Raw genomic sequence first — 19,167 nt, forward strand, 5'->3', positions numbered from 1 at the left:
GCCCAAATCTCAAAGCCAACACGCCAGACATCCCATGGACCTTCAGTACACCCCCGAACAGAACCAGCTGCGCGAGAGCGTCGAGCGCTTCGTGCGCGACGAATACGACTTCGCCCACCGCCGCAGGCTTGTGGCGAGCGAGCCTGGGCACGACGAGCGCCACTGGCGCAGCTATGCCGACTTCGGCTGGCTCGCCGTGCCCTTCAGCGAGGAAGACGGCGGCATCGGCGGCGATGCGGTCGACACCGGCATCGTGATGGAGGGCGTTGGCCGCGGCCTGCTGCTCGAGCCGTACCTGGCCAATGTGGTGCTCGCGGGCGGCATGCTCGCGGCGCTGGCCAGCACGGCGCAAAAGGAGCGCTGGCTGCAGCCGATGATGGCCGGCGGCCACAAGCTGGCACTGGCCTATGCCGAGCCCGCCTCGCGCTACGAGATCGCGCACTGCGCCACCGCCGCGCGCCGCGATGCCGAAGGCTGGTCGCTCGACGGTGAGAAGGTGCTGGTGCATGGCGGTGGCGTGGCCGATCACTTCGTGGTGGTGGCGCGCACCGCGGGCGAGGTGGCCGACGACGCCGGGCTCTCGGCTTTCCTCGTCGATGCGAAGGCGCCGGGCGTCTCGGTGCGCACCTATGCCACGCACGACGGCAGCCGCGCAGCCGACCTGCGCCTCGCGGGCGTGCGGGCCAGCGCGGTGCAGCTGCTGGGCGACGAAGGCGGCGCGCTGCCCGCGCTTGAGTTGGTCGTCGACCAGGCGATCGCCGCCGTGGCCTCGGAAGCCGTCGGTGCGATGGCCATGCTGGTCGACATGACGCTCGACTACCTCAAGACGCGCCAGCAGTTCGGCCGGCCGATCGGCACCAACCAGGCGCTGCAGCACCGCATGGTCGACATGTACATCGCGCTCGACGAGGCGCGCTCGATGGCGCTGTACGGCGCGCTGATGCTGCGCGAGGCCGACCCGGCGGTGCGGCGCAAGGCGCTGTCGGCCACCAAGATCGAGATCGACCGCACCGCGCGCCGTGTGGGCCAGGAGGCGGTGCAGCTGCACGGCGCGATGGGCGTGACCGAGGAGCTCGCGGTGGGCCACTACTTCAAGCGCCTGTCGATGATCGGCGTGAGCTTCGGCGACGGCAGCTGGCACCTGCGGCGCCATGCGCTAATGGCCGAGGACGCGGCGGCATGAATCTCGATCTTTCGCCGGAAGAAAAGGCCTTCGAGGCGCAGGTGCGCGAATTCGTCGCGCGTGAGCTGCCTTCGGACATCCGCGAAAAAGTGCGGCTCGACCGCCACCTGGGCCGCGAGGACTACATGCGCTGGCAGCAGATCCTCGGACGCCAGGGCTGGTTCACCGGTGCCTGGCCGCGCGAGCACGGCGGGCAGGCCTGGACGCCGATGCAGACCATCATCTTCAACCGCATCGCGGGCGAGCTGCACGGGCCCGAGCTGCAGGTGTTCGGCCCGGCAATGGTCGGGCCGGTGATCTACACCTTCGGCACAGAGGAGCAGAAGGCGCAGCACCTGCCCGCCATCCGCGATTCGTCGGTGTGGTGGTGCCAGGGCTATTCGGAGCCCGGCGCGGGCTCCGACCTGGCGGCGCTGCAGACGGCGGCCGAGGACGACGGCAGCGACCACTACATCGTCAACGGCCAGAAGATCTGGACCTCGTTCGCCCACTTCGCCGACTGGATGTTCTGCCTCGTGCGCACCGGGCGAGAGGCGAAGCGGCAGCAGGGCATCTCGTTTCTGCTGATCGACATGAAGACGCCGGGCGTCGAGGTGCAGCCGATCCGCATGATGGACGGGCGGCACTACCTCAACGCGGTGTTCTTCAACAACGTGAAGGTGCCCAAGCGCAACCGCATCGGCGAGGAGGGGCGCGGCTGGACCTATGCGAAGTTCCTGCTCGAGCACGAGCGCGTGGAGAACGCCAACCTGCGCTTCATCACGCAGGAGCTGCAGAAGCTGCGCCGCGTGGCGTCGCAGGTGCGCAGCAGCGACGGCCGCCGGCTGGCCGAAGACCCGGTCTTCATGGGCGAGGTGGCGGCGGTCGAGGCGCAGTTCAAGGCGCTCGAGGTCGGCCTGCTGCGCACCTTGTCGGACATGCAGGCCGGCGTGCCCGCGGGACCGGGCAGGTCGTCGTTCATCAAGATCCGCGGTACCGAGATCGCGCAGCGCATCACCGAGCTGCTGGTCGAGGCGAGTGGACCCGATGCGCTGCGCTATCAGCCGGGGCCGCTGTTCGGCCAGGGCTCCGAACACGCGACGATCGGTCCCGCGCATGCGCTCGGGCCGGTGGCCACCTACCTCTTCTGCCGTGCGATGACCATCTACGGCGGCAGCACCGAAGTCCAGAAAAACATCATGGCCAAGCACGTGCTCGGCCTGTAGACCCACTTCACCCATTGCTCATGAACGACGACACCCCCGACTACCTGCAGGGCGAGAAGCCGCTGCACGAATATTTGCGCGGCCATGCGCGCACGCAGCCCGGCAAGGCGGCGCTGGTCTGGTACGGCCGTGCGATCAGCTATGCCGAGCTCGACCGCTGGAGCGACGCCTTCGCCCAGGCGCTGCACGAGCGCGGCGTGGGCAAAGGCGACCGCGTCGCGCTGTTCATGCAGAACTGCCCGCAGTACCTGGTCGCGCACTTCGGCATCCAGAAGATCGGCGCCATCGTGAGCCCGTGCAGCCCGATGTTCAAGGCGCACGAGTTCGCCTACCAGGTCGGCGACCTCGGCGCGAAGGCGCTGGTGGTGGCCGACCACCTGGCGCCGATCGCGCAGTCGCTGGGCGACCGGGTGAAAGTGCCACACGTGTTCAGCGTGCGCTATGCCGACCTGCTGCCCGATGCGCCGAACGTGCGTGTGCCCGACGAAGTGGCCGCGCGCAGGCCACTGCCCGAGGGCACGATCGACTTCCATGCGGTGGTGGTGCAGCGCGCCGATCCGGTGGTGGCGCCCGCGGTGGCGCTGTCGATGGACGACGTCTCGCTCATGACCTACACCTCGGGCACCACCGGCATGCCCAAGGGCGCGATGCTGAGCTACCGCAACGCGCTCTACAAGACGGCAGTGGGGCAGGAGATGTTCCGCATCCGCCAGGACGACGTGATGCTCGCGGTGGCGCCGCTCTATCACATCGCCGGCATGATCTGCGGCGTGACCATGCTGGCCTGCACCGGCGCCACGGTCGTGCTGCTCAACCGCATGGATGCGCTCGCGGTGCTGCAGTCGATCGCGCAGAACCGCGTGAGCTGGTGGTACGCCATGGCGCCGATGCTGGTCGCGGCCATGAACGAGCCCGAAGCGCGGCGCTTCGACCTGTCGTCGCTGCACACCACCATGGCCACGAGCTTCGGCATCAAGCTCACCGAGGAACTGGCCGAGCGCTGGAGCGCCTTCGCGAACGGCTGCCTGGTGTACGAGGCCGGCTACGGCCTTTCGGAGACGCACACCAACGACGTGCTGATGCCGCGCGACGGCATCCGCTGGGGCACCAACGGCGTGCCGGGGCGCGGCGTCGAGCTCAAGATCATCGACCTCGACGGCCGCACGCTGCCGGTGGGCGAGAGCGGCGAGATCGCGGTGCGCAGCCAGGGCGTGTTCCACGGCTACTGGAACCGGCCCGAGGCCACTGCCGAGGTGCTGCGCGACGGCTGGGTCCACACGGGCGACATCGGCCGCATGGACGCGCAGGGCTACCTGACCTTCATCGGCCGCGTGAAGGAGATGATCAAGGTCTCGGGCTTCAGCGTGTTCCCCGAGGAGGTCGAATCGATCCTGATCCTGCATCCCGAGGTGCGCCAGGTCGCGGTGATCGGCGTGCCCGACCCCGACAAGGGCGAGGTGATCAAGGCCTTCGTGGTGCCCGCCTCGGCCGCGTTCGATGCCGAGGCGATGCTGGCCTGGGCGCGCGAGAACATGTCGCACTACAAGGTGCCGCGCCAGGTCGAGGTTCGCGACTCGCTGCCTGCGAGCGGCACGGGCAAGGTGCTTCGGCGGTTGCTGAAAGAAGGGCACGCCGTGCCGGTTTGACGGCCGTCAGTGCTTGAACCCGGACTCGCGCTGTGCCCTCACGGCCAGGATGAACACCACGTCGATGTCGGCGAGGTACCGGTACAACGCGACATAGCCGCGCGCGCCCTTGCCGATGACGAGTTCTCGCTTGCCGTCCTTGACCGGCCTGCCAATCAGCGGGCTGTGGGCCAAAACCTGAATCGTTTCGAGAAGTTTGTCGACCCATTGCGGAACGTCCACCGCCTCGTGGCGCAGCGCGTGATCGATAAATCGCTCGAGGTCGTCGAAGACCCCAGGCGCCAATTCAATGCGGGGCATGCCTCAGGGCGCCGGAACCCGCGGCTGCGGCTTGCGCGGTTTTTCGCCTCTGGCACGCGCTTGCAGGTAGGCCTTCGCGTCGTCCCAGGGCACCGTCTCGCCAGTGTTCTGCAGCGCGGCCCAGCGTTCGTCCGCCACGCGATGGAGTTCATCGTCGAGTTCACTCCGCTCCACTGTGTCGGTGAGTGCATCGAGGATGAACGCATGCGACGACTTGCCGGCGCGCGCTGCGGCTGCGGCGATGCGCGCCTTGAAGGCGTCTTCGATGCGGATGGTGGTGGTGGGCATGGTCGGGGATGTCGGCTGAAAAGCCAATGTAGCACATTTGTGCTGCAAACGGTGTCCCACGAAGCGAACTGCTCCGCGCGGTGGCGTCAGCTGCGCCGCCAGGGGCGCCACCAGCGCCGGTCGGGTTCCCACGGCGCGAGCGGGCGCGTGTCGAGTTCGAGGTCGGCGGGCTGCGCGTGGCCGCGCTGCAGCTGCCGCACCTTCACCTCGAGCGCGTGGGCGATGCCGCGCGCCTGACGCTCGCCCCTGAGCGCACGGCGGCGCCATTCGGCCGCCTGTGCGGCGAGCGCCTGCGGGTCGTGATCGAAGGCTTCCACTTGCATGATGTTGCATTGTTGTGGGTGGCGGGCCGCCCGTTGTAGGCCGAAGGCGCACAGACGTGTACGAAAGGATACAAGTGAGTCTGTCCGGTGCCGCATCCCTGTGGACAGGGGTGTAAAAAGCATGCCGAAGCCGACGGTGCGGCTTACGATCAACGGGGACCCGAAGGAATACCGAATGCCACACCCGAATCCGCAAGAAGAGACCCGCGCCCATCCCGTCAAGCGCGCACTGGACAAGAGCAAGGACGTGAAGCAAGCCGTCGAGACGGCCGCGGACGAACTCGCCATTGTTCATGCCGTGCTCGACAAGGAGATCCCGGAGGTGGAACGTACCGACGAGGTTGACCGTGCGATCGTCCAGACCGAGCGCATCGAAAAGCGGCTGTCCAAATCGGTCGAAGCGCTCGAGAAAGTTGCCGACACGCTGGCCGCCGAACTCCAGAAGAAGTCCCCGGAAGGCTGACCCTCGCCGCCCGTGCGGCTGGCGCTGGTCCTCTGCACCTTCGGTGCATGGAGGAGCCGGCCTACAACCCGGAACAACCCACGTCGTAAAAAGGAGTCGACTCAGGTTCGCGTCTCCTCTCTGGCAAGGACGCATTCATTCAAAGAAAGCGTATGCAGCCACTCGCCACCATCCTCGTCGAGGACAGTGAGACCATCCGGAACAACCTGATTCCGGCGCTCGAAGAACTTGCGGGTGTGCAGGTGCTCGCCTCTGCCGTGACGGCGCAGGAGGCGATCACTGCGCTCGAGCGACATGCAGCGTGGCAGCTTGCCATCGTCGACCTCTTCCTCGCGGAAGGTTCCGGCCTGACCGTGCTGCGTGCGTGCCAGGGGCGCGCCGCCGGCCGATACGTGGTGGTGCTGACGAACTACCCCACTGCGGAGATGCGCCGCCGCTGCCTTGCGCTCGGCGCCGATGCGGTGTTCGACAAGTCGACCGAACTCGACGCGTTCTTCGCGCACTGCCTTCGCTTGCGCATCGCGTAGCTGGGTAGCTGAAGACCTGGGGTGGGCCTCGGTCAGGCGATCATCGATTCGAGGTCGGAGGCGAGTTCGCGCGGCGCCGGCATCGCTTGCACCGTCTCTTCCGACAGGCCGATGGCGTCGGCCGAGCGGGCCGGCCAGGCGTGCGCCGCGTCAGCGATGTGGAGCCCGGCGCGCTCGAGCGCCACGCGCCAGACCGCGAGGTGCAGTACGTTGGCGAGCGGGTCGGCCTGCGCGGCCTGCAGCGGGTCGGCAAAGCACCAGAGCGCGCTGACGAACTCGGGCGCGAAATCCCAGCCCGCGGCGAGCCGGCTGCTCACGTCGCCATAGTGGAAGCCGAGTTTCTGCTTTTCCACTTCGAGCCGGCCCATCACATCGAACGGGTGCACGGCGTTGAGCTCGGCCATCTCTTTCTTCATGGCGCCCGCCATGATGAGGTGCCCGATCGCATGCATGCTGCCCACGGTGAAAGCCAGGTTCTGGTCGACGCGTTGTGCCTTGCCAGCGAGGTAGCGGGCGACGGCCGCCACGCGCAGGCTGTGCGCCCAGAAGGCGGGCAGGTTCACACCATCGACCTTCTGGAAGGTGCCCTTGAGACCCGAACTCACGACCAGCGAGCGAATCGCCGAGAAGCCCAGCAGCTGGATCGCGTCCTGGATCGAGACGATCTTGCGGCGCAGCCCGAAGTAGGGGGAGTTGACCATCCGCAGCACCCGTGCGCTCAGCACCTGGTCGAGCTCGAGCTTGCGCGCCACCTTCGGTATGGAGGTGTCTTCACTGCGCAGGAGTTCGATCAGATCGAACACCACCTTCGGCACCGTGGGAAGCAGGTGGGCGTCGGCGAACAGTTCGTCCAGGGTCATGGCGATCTCGATGTTGGTTTTTTTCGCTGCGAGATTTTCGTGCAAACTTAAGGTTACATGTTGTTATCAGCCCCCATCAGGTCCGCAATGGCCTGCCAGAGTGCGTGTTTCCTGCAACAGCCGCAGCGGGTCTCCTGCATTCCCGGGATTGCGAATACGGTGGAATTGTGGCACTTCGGTCCGGAAAGCCGCCAGCCATCATGGAAAGCGTCCTCGTGGTCGCAGGCCTGTGGAGGCGTTCCTACATGAACCATCTGGTCGCACGCACGACCGGCTGCCAAGCTGCCCTTAGCTTTGCCAGCTTGGAGAGCAAACCATGGAACTTTGTATTTTTCTGGTCGAGGACAGCCGGCAAATTCGGGACAATCTGATTCCTGCGCTGGCTGACCTGGGGCTGGCCAGGGTTGTCGGCTTTGCGGAATCGGAAACCGATGCGACGGGTTGGCTGGCGCGGCACGGGCATTCCTGGGACATCGTGGTGATCGACCTCTTCCTGAAAGAAGGATCCGGTCTCGGTGTCCTGCGCTGGGTTCAGTCTCGGCGCAACGCCAGGCAGCACCTTGTGGTGCTGTCCAATTACGCGACACCAGTGATGCGCGAAAACTGTCGCGCATCGGGAGCGGATGCCGTTTTCGACAAGTCGACGGAGTTGGATGAATTTTTCGAGTATTGCCAGACAGCGGATCGCCACCGTGCCGAGGGCTAGTGCACAAATCGCTGAGCCAGCGCCAGGCGCCGTTCATACGCGTCAGCAGCTTGCTCGCCGAATTCAGGAACCGTTGGCCTCACCGCCGGGCAGTTGGAAGGAGTCGGGTCCCGGGAAACGCTCGTCAGGCCTGGGAATCGGGCGCTTGTGGAGGGATGCGAAGCTGATGCAGCATGCGGCTCCGATCACGGGAATCAGCCACACCAAGGTCAGTTGGAGCCTGCGTTGCAGCGGCGAGTAAAAATCGCTGCGCCATATCGTGACCGTTGCCATCAGATTGCCTGCGAGCACGGCGATCGCAACGAGAGCGAATATGAAGTACATATCTCTGGGCAAGTGGCTTCTCCAGGAGCTTCTGGGGGAATGTAGCCAGGGGTGCATGCCGGCGTCAACCGATCGGCATGTGTGCCATTCGGCGAGAGTGAGGCCTTCCGTTTTCACATGAGGAAGACGAAATGATCCAGCAATCGATCGATATCCGCAGTGCCACGTCCGATGAGATCCCGCGCGCCGTCGCAGCGATCGTGGCTGCCTTCCTCACAGACCCTCCTGCGCGATTTGCGTGGCCTTCGCCGCACGACTATCTCCTGGCCATGCCCGTGGCCACTGGCGAGTTCGCCGGCAGCAGCTTCCAGCATGGCACGGCTTATGTGTCCGTGGACTTCTGCGGCGCCGCGCTTTGGCTGCCCCCCGGCGTGGAGCCGGACGGCCAGGCTCTCGCCAAAGTGTTCCACGACACAGCAAAGCCTGAACACATGGACGATCTGCTGGCCACCTTCGAGAAGATGGAAGAGTCGCATCCTCGAGAAGCTCATTGGTACTTGCCGCAGATTGGCGTCGAGCCGAACGCACAGGGAAAAGGCATCGGGGCGGCGTTGATGCGTCATGCTCTCGCGCGTTGCGATCAGGAACGGTCGCTGGCATATCTCGAGGCATCGAAGCCGCAGAACATCCCTTTCTACCGGCGCCATGGTTTCGAGGTGATAGGCGAGATCCAGGTGGGTTCTGCACCGCTCGTCACGCCGATGCTCCGTAAGCCGCACCGACCATGACCTGATCCGCTTGCCACACGTTTGCGACGTCTTCGCCTATTCAAAAGAAAAGGTCACGAACTGGTCGAGCTCGTCTGCTGGGCGGTAAGGCTTGCTGCGTAGCGTCACAGAACGTGAGCTGAAACCCGGGGTCGCCGCCGGGTTCGCGCGAACTTTTCCCTTTGACGACGTCGTGCTGAAGCGATAGAGCGAAACCGCGATATTGTCGAAGGCCGCCTCGTCGGAGCGATATCGGCCCGGAGCGCCGTTCGCACGTTCGAACAAGCGCAGCACTTTCAGCGCATCGAGTGCAAAAACCAGCTGGCTCTCGAAACTTGCCTCCCTGTGTCGGGCCTCGACAGTAACCCCGTCAAGACGACCATCCCGGTACTCGAGCAGGATCGGCGTTTGTCCCGTGGTCAAGTTCTGTGTTGCAAAATTCGCTAGCTCCCGCGCTGCGAGCCTCATGGCGGCTATCGTTTCTGCCGACATGGTTGCGCCGCACTGAGCGATCACCTCTTCCGCATCAGACGCGACGGCCGCATAGGATTTCAGCGGACCCGGCTTTCCATAGAGGGATGCCACTGACGCGACCGCCCCCGGCGAAAGGCCGAAGGTAAGGCGTCCGATCCCATTGTGCGGAGTAATCAGCCAATCGGCGTTCAAATTCTCACCTTGGTGATTTGAGGGGGTTTTTCCAAGGAATCATGGGCGAGATCGTTGCTCTCATCAATAGATCCGGTGCCAGTGCCGCGTGCGCAGCCGCAGGCGATCTCCTTGCAGATGTCCAAAATGGGTAAAATGGGGAACATCTGTATTTTCAGGAGCCGCCATGGCCGTCAACACCGCTTCCGTCCGACCTGCCGCCGAGATCGAGCGCCTGACGCGCGACCTGCCTTCGTTTTCGGCCACCCGGCTGGCTTCGGGCATGCAGAGCGTGACCAGCACCGTGATGGCGCGCGGGGCGGTGGTGATCACGCGGCATGAGCAGCCCTCGATGGTGCTGATGTCGGTGGAACGCTATCTCAAGCTCGAGCAGGCCGCGGAGCCGAACCTCGAGGCGCTCACGTCCCGCTTCGACGACATGTTCGCGCGCATGCAGGGCGAGCCTGCCGCGCAGGCCATGGCCGACGCCTTCGCGATGACGCCGGCCGAACTCGGCGATGCGGCGGTGGCGCAGGCAGCAGCAACAACAGCGCCGCGCCGCTGATGCCCGCGCGCATCTTCGTGCTGGCCGGCGTCAACGGCGCCGGCAAGAGCAGCGTGGGCGGCGCTGCGCTGCTGCAGAAGAAGGTGCACTACTTCAACCCTGACCTGGCCGCGCGCGAACTCTGGGAGGCCGACCCGAGCCTGTCGTCGGAGGCGGCGAATGCCCAGGCCTGGGAACTTGGGCGTCAGGGGCTCGAGCGGGCACTGGCGCAGCAACTGAACTTCGCGTTCGAAACCACGCTGGGTGCGAGGACGATCCCGCAGATGCTTCTCGAAGGCGCCGAGCAGGGCGCCCAGGTCCATCTCTGGTACGCGGGGCTCGCCTCGCCGGAGCTTCATCTGCAGCGCGTGCGGGCCCGGGTGGCCGCGGGCGGACACGACATTCCCGAAGCGAAGATCCGCGAGCGCTACGAGACCAGCCGTGCCAACCTGATCCGGCTGCTGCCGCACCTGGCGAGCCTGCGCGTCTACGACAACAGTGCCGAAGGCGACCCCAAGGCCGGCCAGCGGCCGCAACCATTGCTGCTGCTGCACATGGAAGGCGGGCGCGTGGTCTCCCACATCGCGCTCGGCCAGGTGCCGCAATGGGCCAAGCCCATCATGGCCGTGGCGCTGGCGGGCCAAAAAAAACCCAGCACAGGGCTGGGCGGAAAGCGTTGAGGCCTCACGGCTTCAACAGCCCCGCACGCACAAGGAGTCGAGGCAACGGCAAATCGGGTTTCAGGACAGGCGATACCGGTCCAGCGAAAAACTAGGCGGCTTCGGTGATCGGCCTGAGCCACTGCACGGCTGCAGCCTCCGGGTCCATGGCGCGCAGCTGCTCGTCGCGGAACAGGTCGCGTGCCACATCCTCGAGCTCGCGCGCATCGACGGTGTGCCACTGCTGCTGCAGCCGGTGGGCGCAGGCGGCGATCCAGAGGGTGGCGGGGAGTCGGTCCATGCGCAGATTATGCCGCAAATACTGTATGAATTCACAGTATTCCGAGTTTGATCGGCGGTCGACGCACGCACGTCGGATCGGGCAAGTCCCCGCCAGGATCGTGCAAGGGCTGCGGGGCTGGGCTTCCTAGGATCAAGGCCATGTTCAACGGGCGCCCACGCGCCACAACATGGAGGCTGAAATGAGCAAGGTTTGGTTCATCACGGGGGCGGGTCGCGGAATCGGCGCACAGATCGCGAAAGCGGCGCTCGCCGCCGGCGACCGCGTGGTCGCGACCGGGCGCAACGTGGCGCAGCTACAGCAGGTGTACGCCGCGCATGCCGACCAAGTGGCTTGCCTCCCGCTCGACGCCGCGCGCGAGCAGGACGCGGCGGCCGCCGCCGAGGCCGCGCAGCAGCGCTTCGGCCGCGTCGACGTGCTGGTGAACAACGCGGGTTATGGTCAGCTCGGGCTGTTCGAGGAGATCGACAGCGCGGACGTCGAACGGCAATTCCACACCAACGTGTTCGGCCTGATGCACGTGACGCGCGCGGTGCTGCCGCTGATGCGGCGCCAGCGCAGCGGCCACATCCTGAACCTGTCGTCGATCGGCGGCTTCATGGGCTTCGATGGTTCGTCCGTCTATTGCGCAGCCAAGTTCGCGGTGGAGGGATTCTCGGAGTCCCTTGCGCTGGAGGTCGCGCCGTTCGGCATTCGCGTGACCATCATCGAGCCGGGCTTCTTCCGCACCGACTTCCTCGACAAGAGCTCGGTGCAGTACGGCTCGCGCCGTATCGCCGATTACGGGGGCTCGCCCGGCGCGCCGGCGCGCGCCACCTACGAAAGCTACAACCACAAGCAGCCGGGCGACCCGGAGAAGCTGGGGCGCGTCGTGGCCGAGCTCGCGGCGATGGCCGAGCCGCCGCTGCACTTCGTCGCCGGCACCGACGCCCTTGGTTTTGCGCGTGGCGCCTTCGAGCGCCGGCGCGCCGAACTCGAAGCCTTCGCCAGCCTGTCGGTCGCCACCGACGGTGCGTTCTGAGATCTGAACCACAGGAGATTTGCAATGCAACGACGATTCCATTCCCGATGCCTCGCGGCCGCGTGCCTCTTCACAATGGCGTTTCTCGCCGGCGCGACGGCGCAGGCGAACCCGGGTGCGACCGATGCCCGCATTGCGCGCGGCGAGCAGATGCTGCTCGAGCTCAACGGCGGCAAGCCGCAGCCGACCTACGAGGCGATGCGCCAGGAGTTCCCGTTCCTCGCCGAAGCCACGGCCGGCTATGCGCTCGGCAGCGTCTGGGATCGAAAGGTGCTCGATGCCCGTACGCGGCAACTGTCGGCGATGGCGGCCTTCGCCGCGCTGGGCCTGCGGCCGTTCTTCAAGATCCATGCAGGCTATGCGCTCGACGCCGGCGTGCCGGCCGACGAGCTCAAGGAGATCGTCTATCTCGTCACGGTTCCCGCGGGCTTCCCGCGTGCGATCGAGGCCTCGCAGGCGCTGCAGGAGCTGCTGCAGGAGCGCGGGCTGGCCGGCAGTGCCGCGGCGGCCGTGCCGCAGGCGGGCCGACGCTGAGCGGGGGACGGCGTCGGCGGCGCGCCGTCCTTCAAGTGGCGCCTCCGAGTGCCTGCAGCAGCCGCTGGGAAGGTCGTGCAAGATTTCCGCGAACTCCTCAGGCACAGCACCAATGACAGACAACAGCACACCCGTTTCCGACGGCCACTCCCTCGAATACCGCGGATTCCGCTTCGAGCTTCGCGCCGAGCCCGCACCCGGCGGCTACCGGCCGGTCGTCGTCGTTGTCCGCACGCCCGCGGACGAGGAAGAGACACAACTGCCGAACGATACGGATGAGATCGTGTATGGCTCCGAGGCAGAGGCAACCCGGCACGCAGAGCAGCAGGCGATGCGATGGGTTCATGACCGCACCGGCGACGGGCAGGGGCAGTTCTAGGCCAACGCGCGCAGGCGGGAGACATCCTTCGACGGCGGCACGCCGAAGAGCCTGCTGTACTCGCGACTGAACTGCGAGGCGCTTTCGTAGCCTACGCTGAAGCCCGCCTGCGAGACCTCCATGCGTTCGCTCAGCAGCAGGCGGCGGGCCTCCTGCAGGCGCAGCTGCTTCTGATACTGCAGCGGGCTCATCGAGGTCAGTGCCCTGAAGTGGTGGTGCAGCGACGAGGCGCTCATGCTGCATTCGCTCGCCAGCGCCTCGACCTTCAGCGGCTCCGCGAAGTTGGACTTGAGCCACGCGACCGCACGCATCACGCGCGCGGCATGGCTGTCGGCGCGTGCCACCTGCGCGAGCCGCTCCCCTTGCTCGCTGCGCAGCAGACGGTAGACGAGCTCCCGAAGCGCCAACGGCGCGAGCATGGCCGCGTCCTCGGGTGAATCGAGCAGTCGCATGATGCGGATCGCCGCATCGAGCATGTCGTCGCTCACGTTGTTGAGGAACAGCCCGCGTGCCGTGGCCGCCCGCGGCATCGCGGAGGTGCCGAGCTGCATCACGAGCTCCGACACTTCGGTCGGATCGAAGTCGAGCCGAAAGCAGAGGTAGGGCGCGTCGAACTTCGCGTGCACGACCTGGGCACTGACGGGCAGGTCCGTCGAGAAGACCAGGAAGCGCGAGGCGTCATAGGTGTAGACCTCGTCGCGCAGCATCACGCGCTTGGCGCCCTGCGCAATGATGCAAACTGACGGCGGATGCAGCGCGTGGATCAGCTCGTCGCCGGGTGCGGACAGCCGGATCGCCGACACGCGCGGAATCGGCGTGGCGCAGACGCCGTCCTGCGGCGCATGCCGCGAGAGCAGGCGCGCGAGCTCGCCGATCCGGCCGGCGCGCGGCGTTGCGGGATCGGCTGGGGCCGAGGCCGGTTCCGGGGCCGCGGATGGAGCAAGTGCTTGGGACGGCATGGGCGTACGTTACATCAGGCGCCCACCCCCCCGAGCCCCGCTGCCCCGGAGCCGGACCGGCCCGCCGCTCAGCGACCGTCCCGGTCGGAATCACCCGGGATGGCACGCTCCAGCGTGTCGCTCACGCGCTGCCAGGCGTCGCGCGAGGCATGCTTGGCATGCTCCCACTGCAGGTTCGACTTGCCGCGCGAGGTGTCCCAGTCTCGCCCGAGATCGCTCTCCACATCGTCGAAGGCCCGGCCCGGATGGCGGTTGTACGCCTCGGCGCCGTAGCGGTAGGCCGGGCCGTAGTCGTCGTAGCTGTGGCCATTGGCCACGTAGGGTCGCGTCGTGTAGTTGTCGCGCCAGTAGCTTTCCTCGAGGTCCGGGTCGGCCGTTGCCGCGACCCCGCGTCCGGTGAGCGCGCCGACGGCTGCGCCGGCTGCGGCGCCGACCGCAGCGCCCACCGGCCCGGTCATGCCGCCGATCGCCGCTCCGGCGGCCATACCGCCCGCGACGCCGCCTGCTGCTCCGCCGACGGCAGCGCCCACGCCTGTTGCGGCCTTCTTGGTTTTCTCATCGGTGATCTTGGAATCCGACATGTTCAGCTCCTTGGAAAGGTCCGCCGGATCGGCGAACGGAAAGCCCAGCTTAGGCACGCGCTGCCGAGGTGGCGTCGGCCATGTCTGATGGTGGTGTCGGGCATCGGCGCGGCCGGCGATTCGGCCGGACGAGCGATGCCCTGTGCCTGGCACGGCGCGCATGCACTCCGTCGTCCTGGGAACGCTCAGAACACGCTCACCGCTCATGCCTCGCCAGCCGATCCATCGCCATCGCAAGGAAGGTCGCGGTGGCCAGCGTCAGGCAATAGGCGATCAGGGGCCACGCGCTGTCGCCGGGAAGCACGACCGCCGCGGTGGTGCCGAGGCCCCCAACGATCAAGCTCTGAATGCAGTAATAGAGCGCCACGGCCGTGCCCGCGGCGTGGCTGAAGTCCTGCAACGCGCCGTTGGCCGTGACCGACACCACGAAAACGATGCCCACGGCGATCAGCCACATGGGAAGCACGAATGTCAGCACCGTGGGTTCGGCTGCGCGCGTGCATGCGCCGAGAATGCATGCGCCCGCCACGATGACGCACAAGTCGCGCATGAGGCTGCCAGCGATTCCCCAGCGCGACACGAAAGTTCGCGCGAAGCGCGTCGTCAAGATCATCACCAGGGCCACCGTGGCGAAGACGGCGCTGAACGCTAGCTGGGAGAGGCCCAGCCGCTCCATCAGCACCCGCGGCGCGGTGGAGAAAAACACGAAGAACGCCCCCATTGCCGTGCTGAAGCCGAGCGTGTGGATCCAGAACGATGCGCTTGCGAGGATGGAGCGAAGCACGCGGCGCTCTCCTGGCCCGCGGTGCGGGCGCGTTTCGTGCCATCTGGGCAGTGCGTGGGCGAATGCGAGCAATCCGAGGATGCCGAGCATCGTGAAGATCGCGCGCCAGCCGAGCCCGACGGCGACGAGGGCGCCGAGCATGGGGCCGAGCGCAGGCACGAAGGCCAGCATCGAACCGAAGAGGCCATAGATCACACCGCTCTGCGGGCTGTCGGCGTAGACGTCGCGGACCGTCGCGAAAGTGGCCACCAGCGCGGCCGATGCGCCGAGTGCCTGGAGGACGCGCAGCGCGAGGAAGGACGGCCCGCTGCTGGTCATCGCCAGCGCGAAGGATGAAACGGCAAAGAGGAGCGCACCGCCCAGGACCACCGGGCGTCGGCCGATGCGATCCGACAAGGGACCGAAGAGCACCTGTCCCAGGCCGAGCACGACCATGTAGACGCTCAGCGTGAGTTGGACCATGGCCGGCGACGTGCCGAGCGCCGCCGGCATCTGCGGAATGACCGGCAGATACACGTCCATGGCCAGCGAGGCGAGAAGGTCAAAGGGGGCCATCAGCAAGAGTGCCGAAGGCAGGGAGTACGCCCAGAGGGGCGTGGATTTGTCAGGCATGGCAAGTAGTCCGCACAGATGAAGAAATCTGGCGGCGACCTGCCTTCTGGTGAATCACTGAATCAGGGTAGATCGCCGCAACAACGACAAGGGCTGTTGCGGCTCAGCGGTCTGCGGACTTGCTGTCTCCCACGGGCGTTCCTTCGAGATGGGACCTGTTGATCAACGAGGGCCCGACGGAGCCCGTCGAGCGCGTTCGAGTGCAATGGTAGCGTAGGCACCGGCGGGGAAAGCGTGCGCAGCATGGCTCGTATGCCGCAGCCCGTCTTGTCCCGCATCCGTTGAACAGGAGACGCGCATGAACGACAACACCGCCGATGACGATCTGACGCTATGGCGCATGGAAGAGGCCTTCTGGCTTCAGGGCATCGAGGCATATCGTCGCGACATGCGCGACGATGCCGCCATGGTCTTTCCAGACCCCACCGGCGTGCTGATGGGCAAGGAGGTTCTCGCCGCGGTGGAGGCCGCGCCACGCTGGGTCGACGTGTCCATCAGCGAACGACGGATCCTGCGTGCAGGTTCCGGGGTGGTGGTGCTGGTCTACCGCGCGCTTGCGAAGCGCAAGGAAGCGCAATATCGCGCGCTGTGCAGTTCCTCGTACGCATCCAGTGGTGGCGCCTGGAAACTGGTCCATCACCAGCAGACCCCCGTGCAGGTCAATGCTTGAACCGCCGTCTGTGGATTGCAGCGCAATGCCTGTTCCGAGCGCGGCGAAGATTTCTGTGATGTATTCCCGCATTTTCGGCGTTGCATCCACTGTGTTTCACATCGTCCTACAGACCTGGATCGAGTGACCTTTTAGGTTCGCGAAGCGCGGCACGATGGCGGGGTACCTGCCCCGCCAGGACAACTTCCAGCGATGTCGCGAATCTAGAAAAGGAACCATGGATGCGACGAACTCCGAACACGCACAGCGCGACCGTCACGGTGATCCTGCCTGCCCACTTCGACGGTACGGAGGAGGTCTCGGCATTGCGTGCCGCTGGCGTGCCTGTGAATGACCACGGCGAAGTCGCTGACGGGTATCTCTTCAGGCGGTGGTATCGACAGAGCAATCGCATCGCCTTTCGTTGGTTTGCACGCACGCCCGGCCAAGCCTCGGCGCCCGAGCCTTCAATGACGCCTGGGGGACGGCAAGCGAGGCGGCAGGCAGGCTCGCCGGCTCCGGGGGCGTAGGAGAGTCGCTCTCAGCCGGATCGAAGCCCTGAACGCGGGCGCACAGCGCGTTGATTGGCTACGCCGCCGACAAGCGAGTCGGCCTCCGCACGCACAGAGAAGATGACGACGGCTCCCCAATTGGGCCTGGCCTCTCGGTGAGCCAGATGAACCATGGGGCTGCCTTGCCCTACCCGCATGAGACGTTTCCGCATCTGCCGCGACGGTTGTGCGTTTCGGACGCGGACGGTGGCTCGGCCGACGTCCGGCGCTATCCAAAGAGCCGCGCTCAGCGTCTAATTCGCCAACGTTCAACCCTAAAAAAAGACGCAATGGCCACCCTCGCTCGCATCGTTCACGTGGGACCTTCCAAACCAAGCAAAGTACGCAACAACTCGCTCTCCGCCCGAGAGACATGGTGGCGAGAATTCATAGGCGAATTCTGCAGGCTCTGCGGTAGGGAGATCGATCGAGAGTGGGTCGCCGGCTTGGCCGTCCTGCTCTACCCACTGAATACTGGCCGCTTGGGGCGTGATGCAGCGCAAATTGCCTTCGCGACGCGGGGTTACCAATTGCCTGTTCACCGTGAAGGTCGCGATGCCCGTCCAGCATCTGCCGTTGCCGGCACAACGGCTGCGCACTGAGCAGCGCTTTCCTCAAAGCAGACAGGTTTTTCTTTAGCCGCTGCGGAACGGGTCGAAAAATTTAGCGCACGCAGGCCGTAGCCACCTGTTGCCCGTCGAGGTCCGGGGTCCGACGTTGCGCAAAAGCGTCTCCGGCGCCTGCACTTTCACCGCCTCGATCCCGGTCGCAGGTGTCGCCGCGTGCCGGGTGTCGTCTACCCCGGCACAGCGCTCGCTGCGGGCCGGGGCCTGCGCTCGATGGGGCCTGATCCTTCGGGGCCCATCGCACCGCGGAGCGAATTGAGCTTCCTGCAATGCGCCAAGTGCCAATCTACCCCGGCAATCAAATCCAGATGGAACCGACCGACCGCAGTCCTTCGCGGAATTTCCACTGCAATCTTTGAATTAGTGCCTGCGGGCCTTGGCGGTGAATATCCGGCATAAATGGTCATAAACGGTCATAAAAAGTCAGGAATTACACAGGAAACAATTGGCGGATAGTTGCAACATCCGGTACGCCCGCTGTACCGAAACTGCAAGCACACATTCGTCGGCCGCGCCACATTAAAAAAGGCGTCACGAACTTTAGTAGCAGTTGCGACGACTGATGAGTTTCAGCAGCACAACGCTTTGACGCCGCGGACTATAAAACTGGCGAAAAGGCTGCCAAATATTTCACGTTTGTCTACATTTGCGTTCTTTCAAGTTGCAAATGAAGTGCATTGAATCAATAGCCGTGTAGCATTTGTATCGTCCCAGGATCAACCGGTTGGTTGATCTTCTCGTCCAGAAGTCGGAGTACTGCTGCCCCGACTCATTTCCACTCAAAAGATGAACCAAATTCAAGTTGTTCCCAAGGATGGTGGCGCGGTCGTCGACACGCGCGTCGAGGCACTCTCTCTCGACAAACCTTCTGTCATTCACCTGAAGATTGCACCGGAAAGCGTCGTCAGGTTCGAGCGTCGCGGCAGCGACTTGGTCCTGGCCATGCGCGACGGTAGCGCCACGGTCCTTCAGGGCTTCTTCAATGAGTATGCGCAAGGGGGCCGTAACGACCTCGTCTTGGAGGATGCAGCAGGCGTCCTTTGGTGGGGTCAGTACACCGGACCTTGGTCCGAGTTCCACTTCACCGAGATCGAATGGCTCGACGGCGTGCCCGTGGCCGCGGCGTCGGAAGGGCTGCCTGGCTGGCTCATCGCAGGGCTGGGGCTGCTCGGCATCGGGGCGGCGGCTGCCGCGGGTGGTGGTGGAGGAGGTGGAGGGTTCTCCCTTCCTCCGGTTGCGCCGCCACCTTTGAACAGGGCGCCCACGGGCGAAGCCGATCCGATCGCAGTGCGTGCGGGTCACAGCGGGAACGGCCAGGTGGTCGCTCGTGACCCGGATGGGGACACGCTGACCTATGTGCTGGGGGAGCCGCCAGCGCATGGCACGGTGGTGATCGATCCAGAGACGGGGGAGTACACGTACACGCCCGAAGCCGGATACGACGGTCCGGACAGCTTCACTGTCGTCATCACCGATGGCCGGGGCGGCACGACCACCAGCACGGTGGACGTGACGGTGCAGCCGAACAACGAACCGACTCTTCCGAACTACACGCTGACCACGCCCGAGGACACGCCCGTCGCGGGCCAGGTGACAGGCGTCGATCTGGATGGCGACAGCCTGAGCTACGTGGTGGGCACGCCGCCCGCCAACGGCACCGTCGTTGTCAATCCGGACGGAACCTACACGTACACACCGGGTGAGAACTTCAATGGCAGCGACAGCTTCACCGTCGTCGTTAGCGACGGCAACGGCGGCACGGCCACCAGCACGGTGGAAGTGACGGTCAG

The 19,167-nt window shown here is 65.6% G+C and carries 24 protein-coding genes; 14 read left to right on the top strand and 10 right to left on the bottom strand.

Translation table 11 applies throughout. From position 1 onward, the window contains the following. Positions 1–34 precede the first annotated feature (34 nt). The 3 genes from AC3A6G_RS15555 to AC3A6G_RS15565 are packed head-to-tail and all read left to right on the top strand — an operon-like array spanning position 35 to position 4,034. The gene (locus AC3A6G_RS15555; protein ID WP_487873984.1) at positions 35–1,183 is read left to right on the top strand and encodes an acyl-CoA dehydrogenase family protein; all 1,149 of its coding nucleotides are present in this window, start codon (positions 35–37) and stop codon (positions 1,181–1,183) included. Beyond that, on the top strand, positions 1,180–2,388 hold the full coding sequence (locus AC3A6G_RS15560) for an acyl-CoA dehydrogenase family protein (RefSeq protein ID WP_487873985.1): 1,209 nt from the start codon (positions 1,180–1,182) through the stop codon (positions 2,386–2,388). The genes AC3A6G_RS15555 and AC3A6G_RS15560 overlap by 4 nt, the downstream gene beginning before the upstream one ends. A 20-nt stretch (positions 2,389–2,408) precedes the next feature. After that, on the top strand, positions 2,409–4,034 hold the full coding sequence (locus AC3A6G_RS15565; protein WP_487873986.1) for an AMP-binding protein: 1,626 nt from the start codon (positions 2,409–2,411) through the stop codon (positions 4,032–4,034). A gap of 6 nt (positions 4,035–4,040) precedes the next feature. Here the strand turns inward: AC3A6G_RS15565 and AC3A6G_RS15570 are convergent, their stop codons facing one another. The 3 genes from AC3A6G_RS15570 to AC3A6G_RS15580 form a co-directional block, all read right to left on the bottom strand. After that, the gene (locus AC3A6G_RS15570; protein WP_487873987.1) at positions 4,041–4,334 is read right to left on the bottom strand and encodes a type II toxin-antitoxin system RelE/ParE family toxin; all 294 of its coding nucleotides are present in this window, start codon (positions 4,332–4,334) and stop codon (positions 4,041–4,043) included. Between the two features lie 3 nt (positions 4,335–4,337). Then, positions 4,338–4,622: a CopG family transcriptional regulator gene (locus AC3A6G_RS15575; protein ID WP_487873988.1), complete on the bottom strand. Its 285-nt coding sequence runs from the start codon at positions 4,620–4,622 to the stop codon at positions 4,338–4,340. 86 nt (positions 4,623–4,708) lie between these two features. Continuing rightward, positions 4,709–4,945 carry a hypothetical protein gene (locus AC3A6G_RS15580; protein ID WP_487873989.1) on the bottom strand — a complete coding sequence of 79 codons (237 nt, stop codon included), beginning with the start codon at positions 4,943–4,945 and terminating at the stop codon, positions 4,709–4,711. Between the two features lie 121 nt (positions 4,946–5,066). Between AC3A6G_RS15580 and AC3A6G_RS15585 the strand changes: the two genes are divergently transcribed. Beyond that, complete coding sequence (locus AC3A6G_RS15585) at positions 5,067–5,408, top strand: hypothetical protein (protein ID WP_487865808.1); 342 nt, start codon at positions 5,067–5,069, stop codon at positions 5,406–5,408. A gap of 152 nt (positions 5,409–5,560) precedes the next feature. After that, complete coding sequence (locus tag AC3A6G_RS15590) at positions 5,561–5,935, top strand: response regulator (RefSeq protein WP_487873990.1); 375 nt, start codon at positions 5,561–5,563, stop codon at positions 5,933–5,935. Between the two features lie 32 nt (positions 5,936–5,967). Here the strand turns inward: AC3A6G_RS15590 and AC3A6G_RS15595 are convergent, their stop codons facing one another. After that, positions 5,968–6,795, bottom strand: a complete 828-nt coding sequence (locus AC3A6G_RS15595) for an HDOD domain-containing protein (RefSeq protein WP_487873991.1) — start codon at positions 6,793–6,795, stop codon at positions 5,968–5,970. Between the two features lie 316 nt (positions 6,796–7,111). Here AC3A6G_RS15595 and AC3A6G_RS15600 point away from each other — a divergent pair, with 316 nt between their 5' ends. Continuing rightward, the gene (locus tag AC3A6G_RS15600) at positions 7,112–7,501 is read left to right on the top strand and encodes a response regulator (RefSeq protein WP_487873992.1); all 390 of its coding nucleotides are present in this window, start codon (positions 7,112–7,114) and stop codon (positions 7,499–7,501) included. A 63-nt stretch (positions 7,502–7,564) separates the two neighbouring features. Here AC3A6G_RS15600 and AC3A6G_RS15605 read toward each other — a convergent pair whose 3' ends face one another. Further along, positions 7,565–7,825 (bottom strand): hypothetical protein, encoded by a 261-nt coding sequence (locus AC3A6G_RS15605; protein ID WP_487873993.1) that lies wholly within the window; start codon positions 7,823–7,825, stop codon positions 7,565–7,567. 131 nt (positions 7,826–7,956) lie between these two features. On the opposite strand from AC3A6G_RS15605, the gene AC3A6G_RS15610 reads away from it, so the two are divergent. Then, positions 7,957–8,553, top strand: a complete 597-nt coding sequence (locus AC3A6G_RS15610; RefSeq protein ID WP_487862923.1) for a GNAT family N-acetyltransferase — start codon at positions 7,957–7,959, stop codon at positions 8,551–8,553. A gap of 36 nt (positions 8,554–8,589) precedes the next feature. Here AC3A6G_RS15610 and AC3A6G_RS15615 read toward each other — a convergent pair whose 3' ends face one another. Continuing rightward, positions 8,590–9,198 carry a hypothetical protein gene (locus AC3A6G_RS15615; protein ID WP_487873994.1) on the bottom strand — a complete coding sequence of 203 codons (609 nt, stop codon included), beginning with the start codon at positions 9,196–9,198 and terminating at the stop codon, positions 8,590–8,592. Positions 9,199–9,364: 166 nt separating this feature from the next. Between AC3A6G_RS15615 and AC3A6G_RS15620 the strand changes: the two genes are divergently transcribed. Then, positions 9,365–9,742: a hypothetical protein gene (locus AC3A6G_RS15620; protein WP_487873995.1), complete on the top strand. Its 378-nt coding sequence runs from the start codon at positions 9,365–9,367 to the stop codon at positions 9,740–9,742. Then, on the top strand, positions 9,742–10,401 hold the full coding sequence (locus AC3A6G_RS15625; RefSeq protein ID WP_487873996.1) for an ATPase: 660 nt from the start codon (positions 9,742–9,744) through the stop codon (positions 10,399–10,401). The genes AC3A6G_RS15620 and AC3A6G_RS15625 overlap by 1 nt, the downstream gene beginning before the upstream one ends. Positions 10,402–10,492: 91 nt before the next feature. On the opposite strand, the gene AC3A6G_RS15630 is transcribed toward AC3A6G_RS15625, so the two are convergent. After that, on the bottom strand, positions 10,493–10,681 hold the full coding sequence (locus tag AC3A6G_RS15630) for a hypothetical protein (protein WP_487865818.1): 189 nt from the start codon (positions 10,679–10,681) through the stop codon (positions 10,493–10,495). Positions 10,682–10,862: 181 nt separating this feature from the next. Between AC3A6G_RS15630 and AC3A6G_RS15635 the strand changes: the two genes are divergently transcribed. The 3 genes from AC3A6G_RS15635 (at position 10,863) to AC3A6G_RS15645 (ending at position 12,615) form a co-directional block, all read left to right on the top strand. After that, positions 10,863–11,702: an oxidoreductase gene (locus AC3A6G_RS15635; RefSeq protein WP_487873997.1), complete on the top strand. Its 840-nt coding sequence runs from the start codon at positions 10,863–10,865 to the stop codon at positions 11,700–11,702. Positions 11,703–11,777: 75 nt separating this feature from the next. Further along, positions 11,778–12,236 (top strand): carboxymuconolactone decarboxylase family protein, encoded by a 459-nt coding sequence (locus tag AC3A6G_RS15640; protein WP_487873998.1) that lies wholly within the window; start codon positions 11,778–11,780, stop codon positions 12,234–12,236. Positions 12,237–12,348: 112 nt separating this feature from the next. Further along, positions 12,349–12,615, top strand: coding sequence for a hypothetical protein (locus AC3A6G_RS15645; protein ID WP_487865821.1), 267 nt, complete (start codon positions 12,349–12,351; stop codon positions 12,613–12,615). Here the strand turns inward: AC3A6G_RS15645 and AC3A6G_RS15650 are convergent. The 3 genes from AC3A6G_RS15650 to cml form a co-directional block, all read right to left on the bottom strand. After that, positions 12,612–13,574 (bottom strand): AraC family transcriptional regulator, encoded by a 963-nt coding sequence (locus AC3A6G_RS15650; RefSeq protein ID WP_487873999.1) that lies wholly within the window; start codon positions 13,572–13,574, stop codon positions 12,612–12,614. The genes AC3A6G_RS15645 and AC3A6G_RS15650 overlap by 4 nt on opposite strands. Before the next feature lie 68 nt (positions 13,575–13,642). Further along, positions 13,643–14,155 carry a hypothetical protein gene (locus AC3A6G_RS15655; RefSeq protein ID WP_487862913.1) on the bottom strand — a complete coding sequence of 171 codons (513 nt, stop codon included), beginning with the start codon at positions 14,153–14,155 and terminating at the stop codon, positions 13,643–13,645. Between the two features lie 196 nt (positions 14,156–14,351). Next, complete coding sequence (gene cml, locus AC3A6G_RS15660) at positions 14,352–15,551, bottom strand: CmlA/FloR family chloramphenicol efflux MFS transporter (RefSeq protein WP_487874000.1); 1,200 nt, start codon at positions 15,549–15,551, stop codon at positions 14,352–14,354. Between the two features lie 298 nt (positions 15,552–15,849). Here cml and AC3A6G_RS15665 point away from each other — a divergent pair, with 298 nt between their 5' ends. Continuing rightward, positions 15,850–16,221 carry a DUF4440 domain-containing protein gene (locus tag AC3A6G_RS15665; protein ID WP_487874001.1) on the top strand — a complete coding sequence of 124 codons (372 nt, stop codon included), beginning with the start codon at positions 15,850–15,852 and terminating at the stop codon, positions 16,219–16,221. 1,942 nt (positions 16,222–18,163) lie between these two features. Further along, the coding region (locus AC3A6G_RS15670) for an Ig-like domain-containing protein (protein WP_487874002.1) at positions 18,164–19,167 on the top strand (1,004 nt) is incomplete at its 3' end.

This window comes from Variovorax sp. Soil_C_26, from assembly GCF_057657075.1.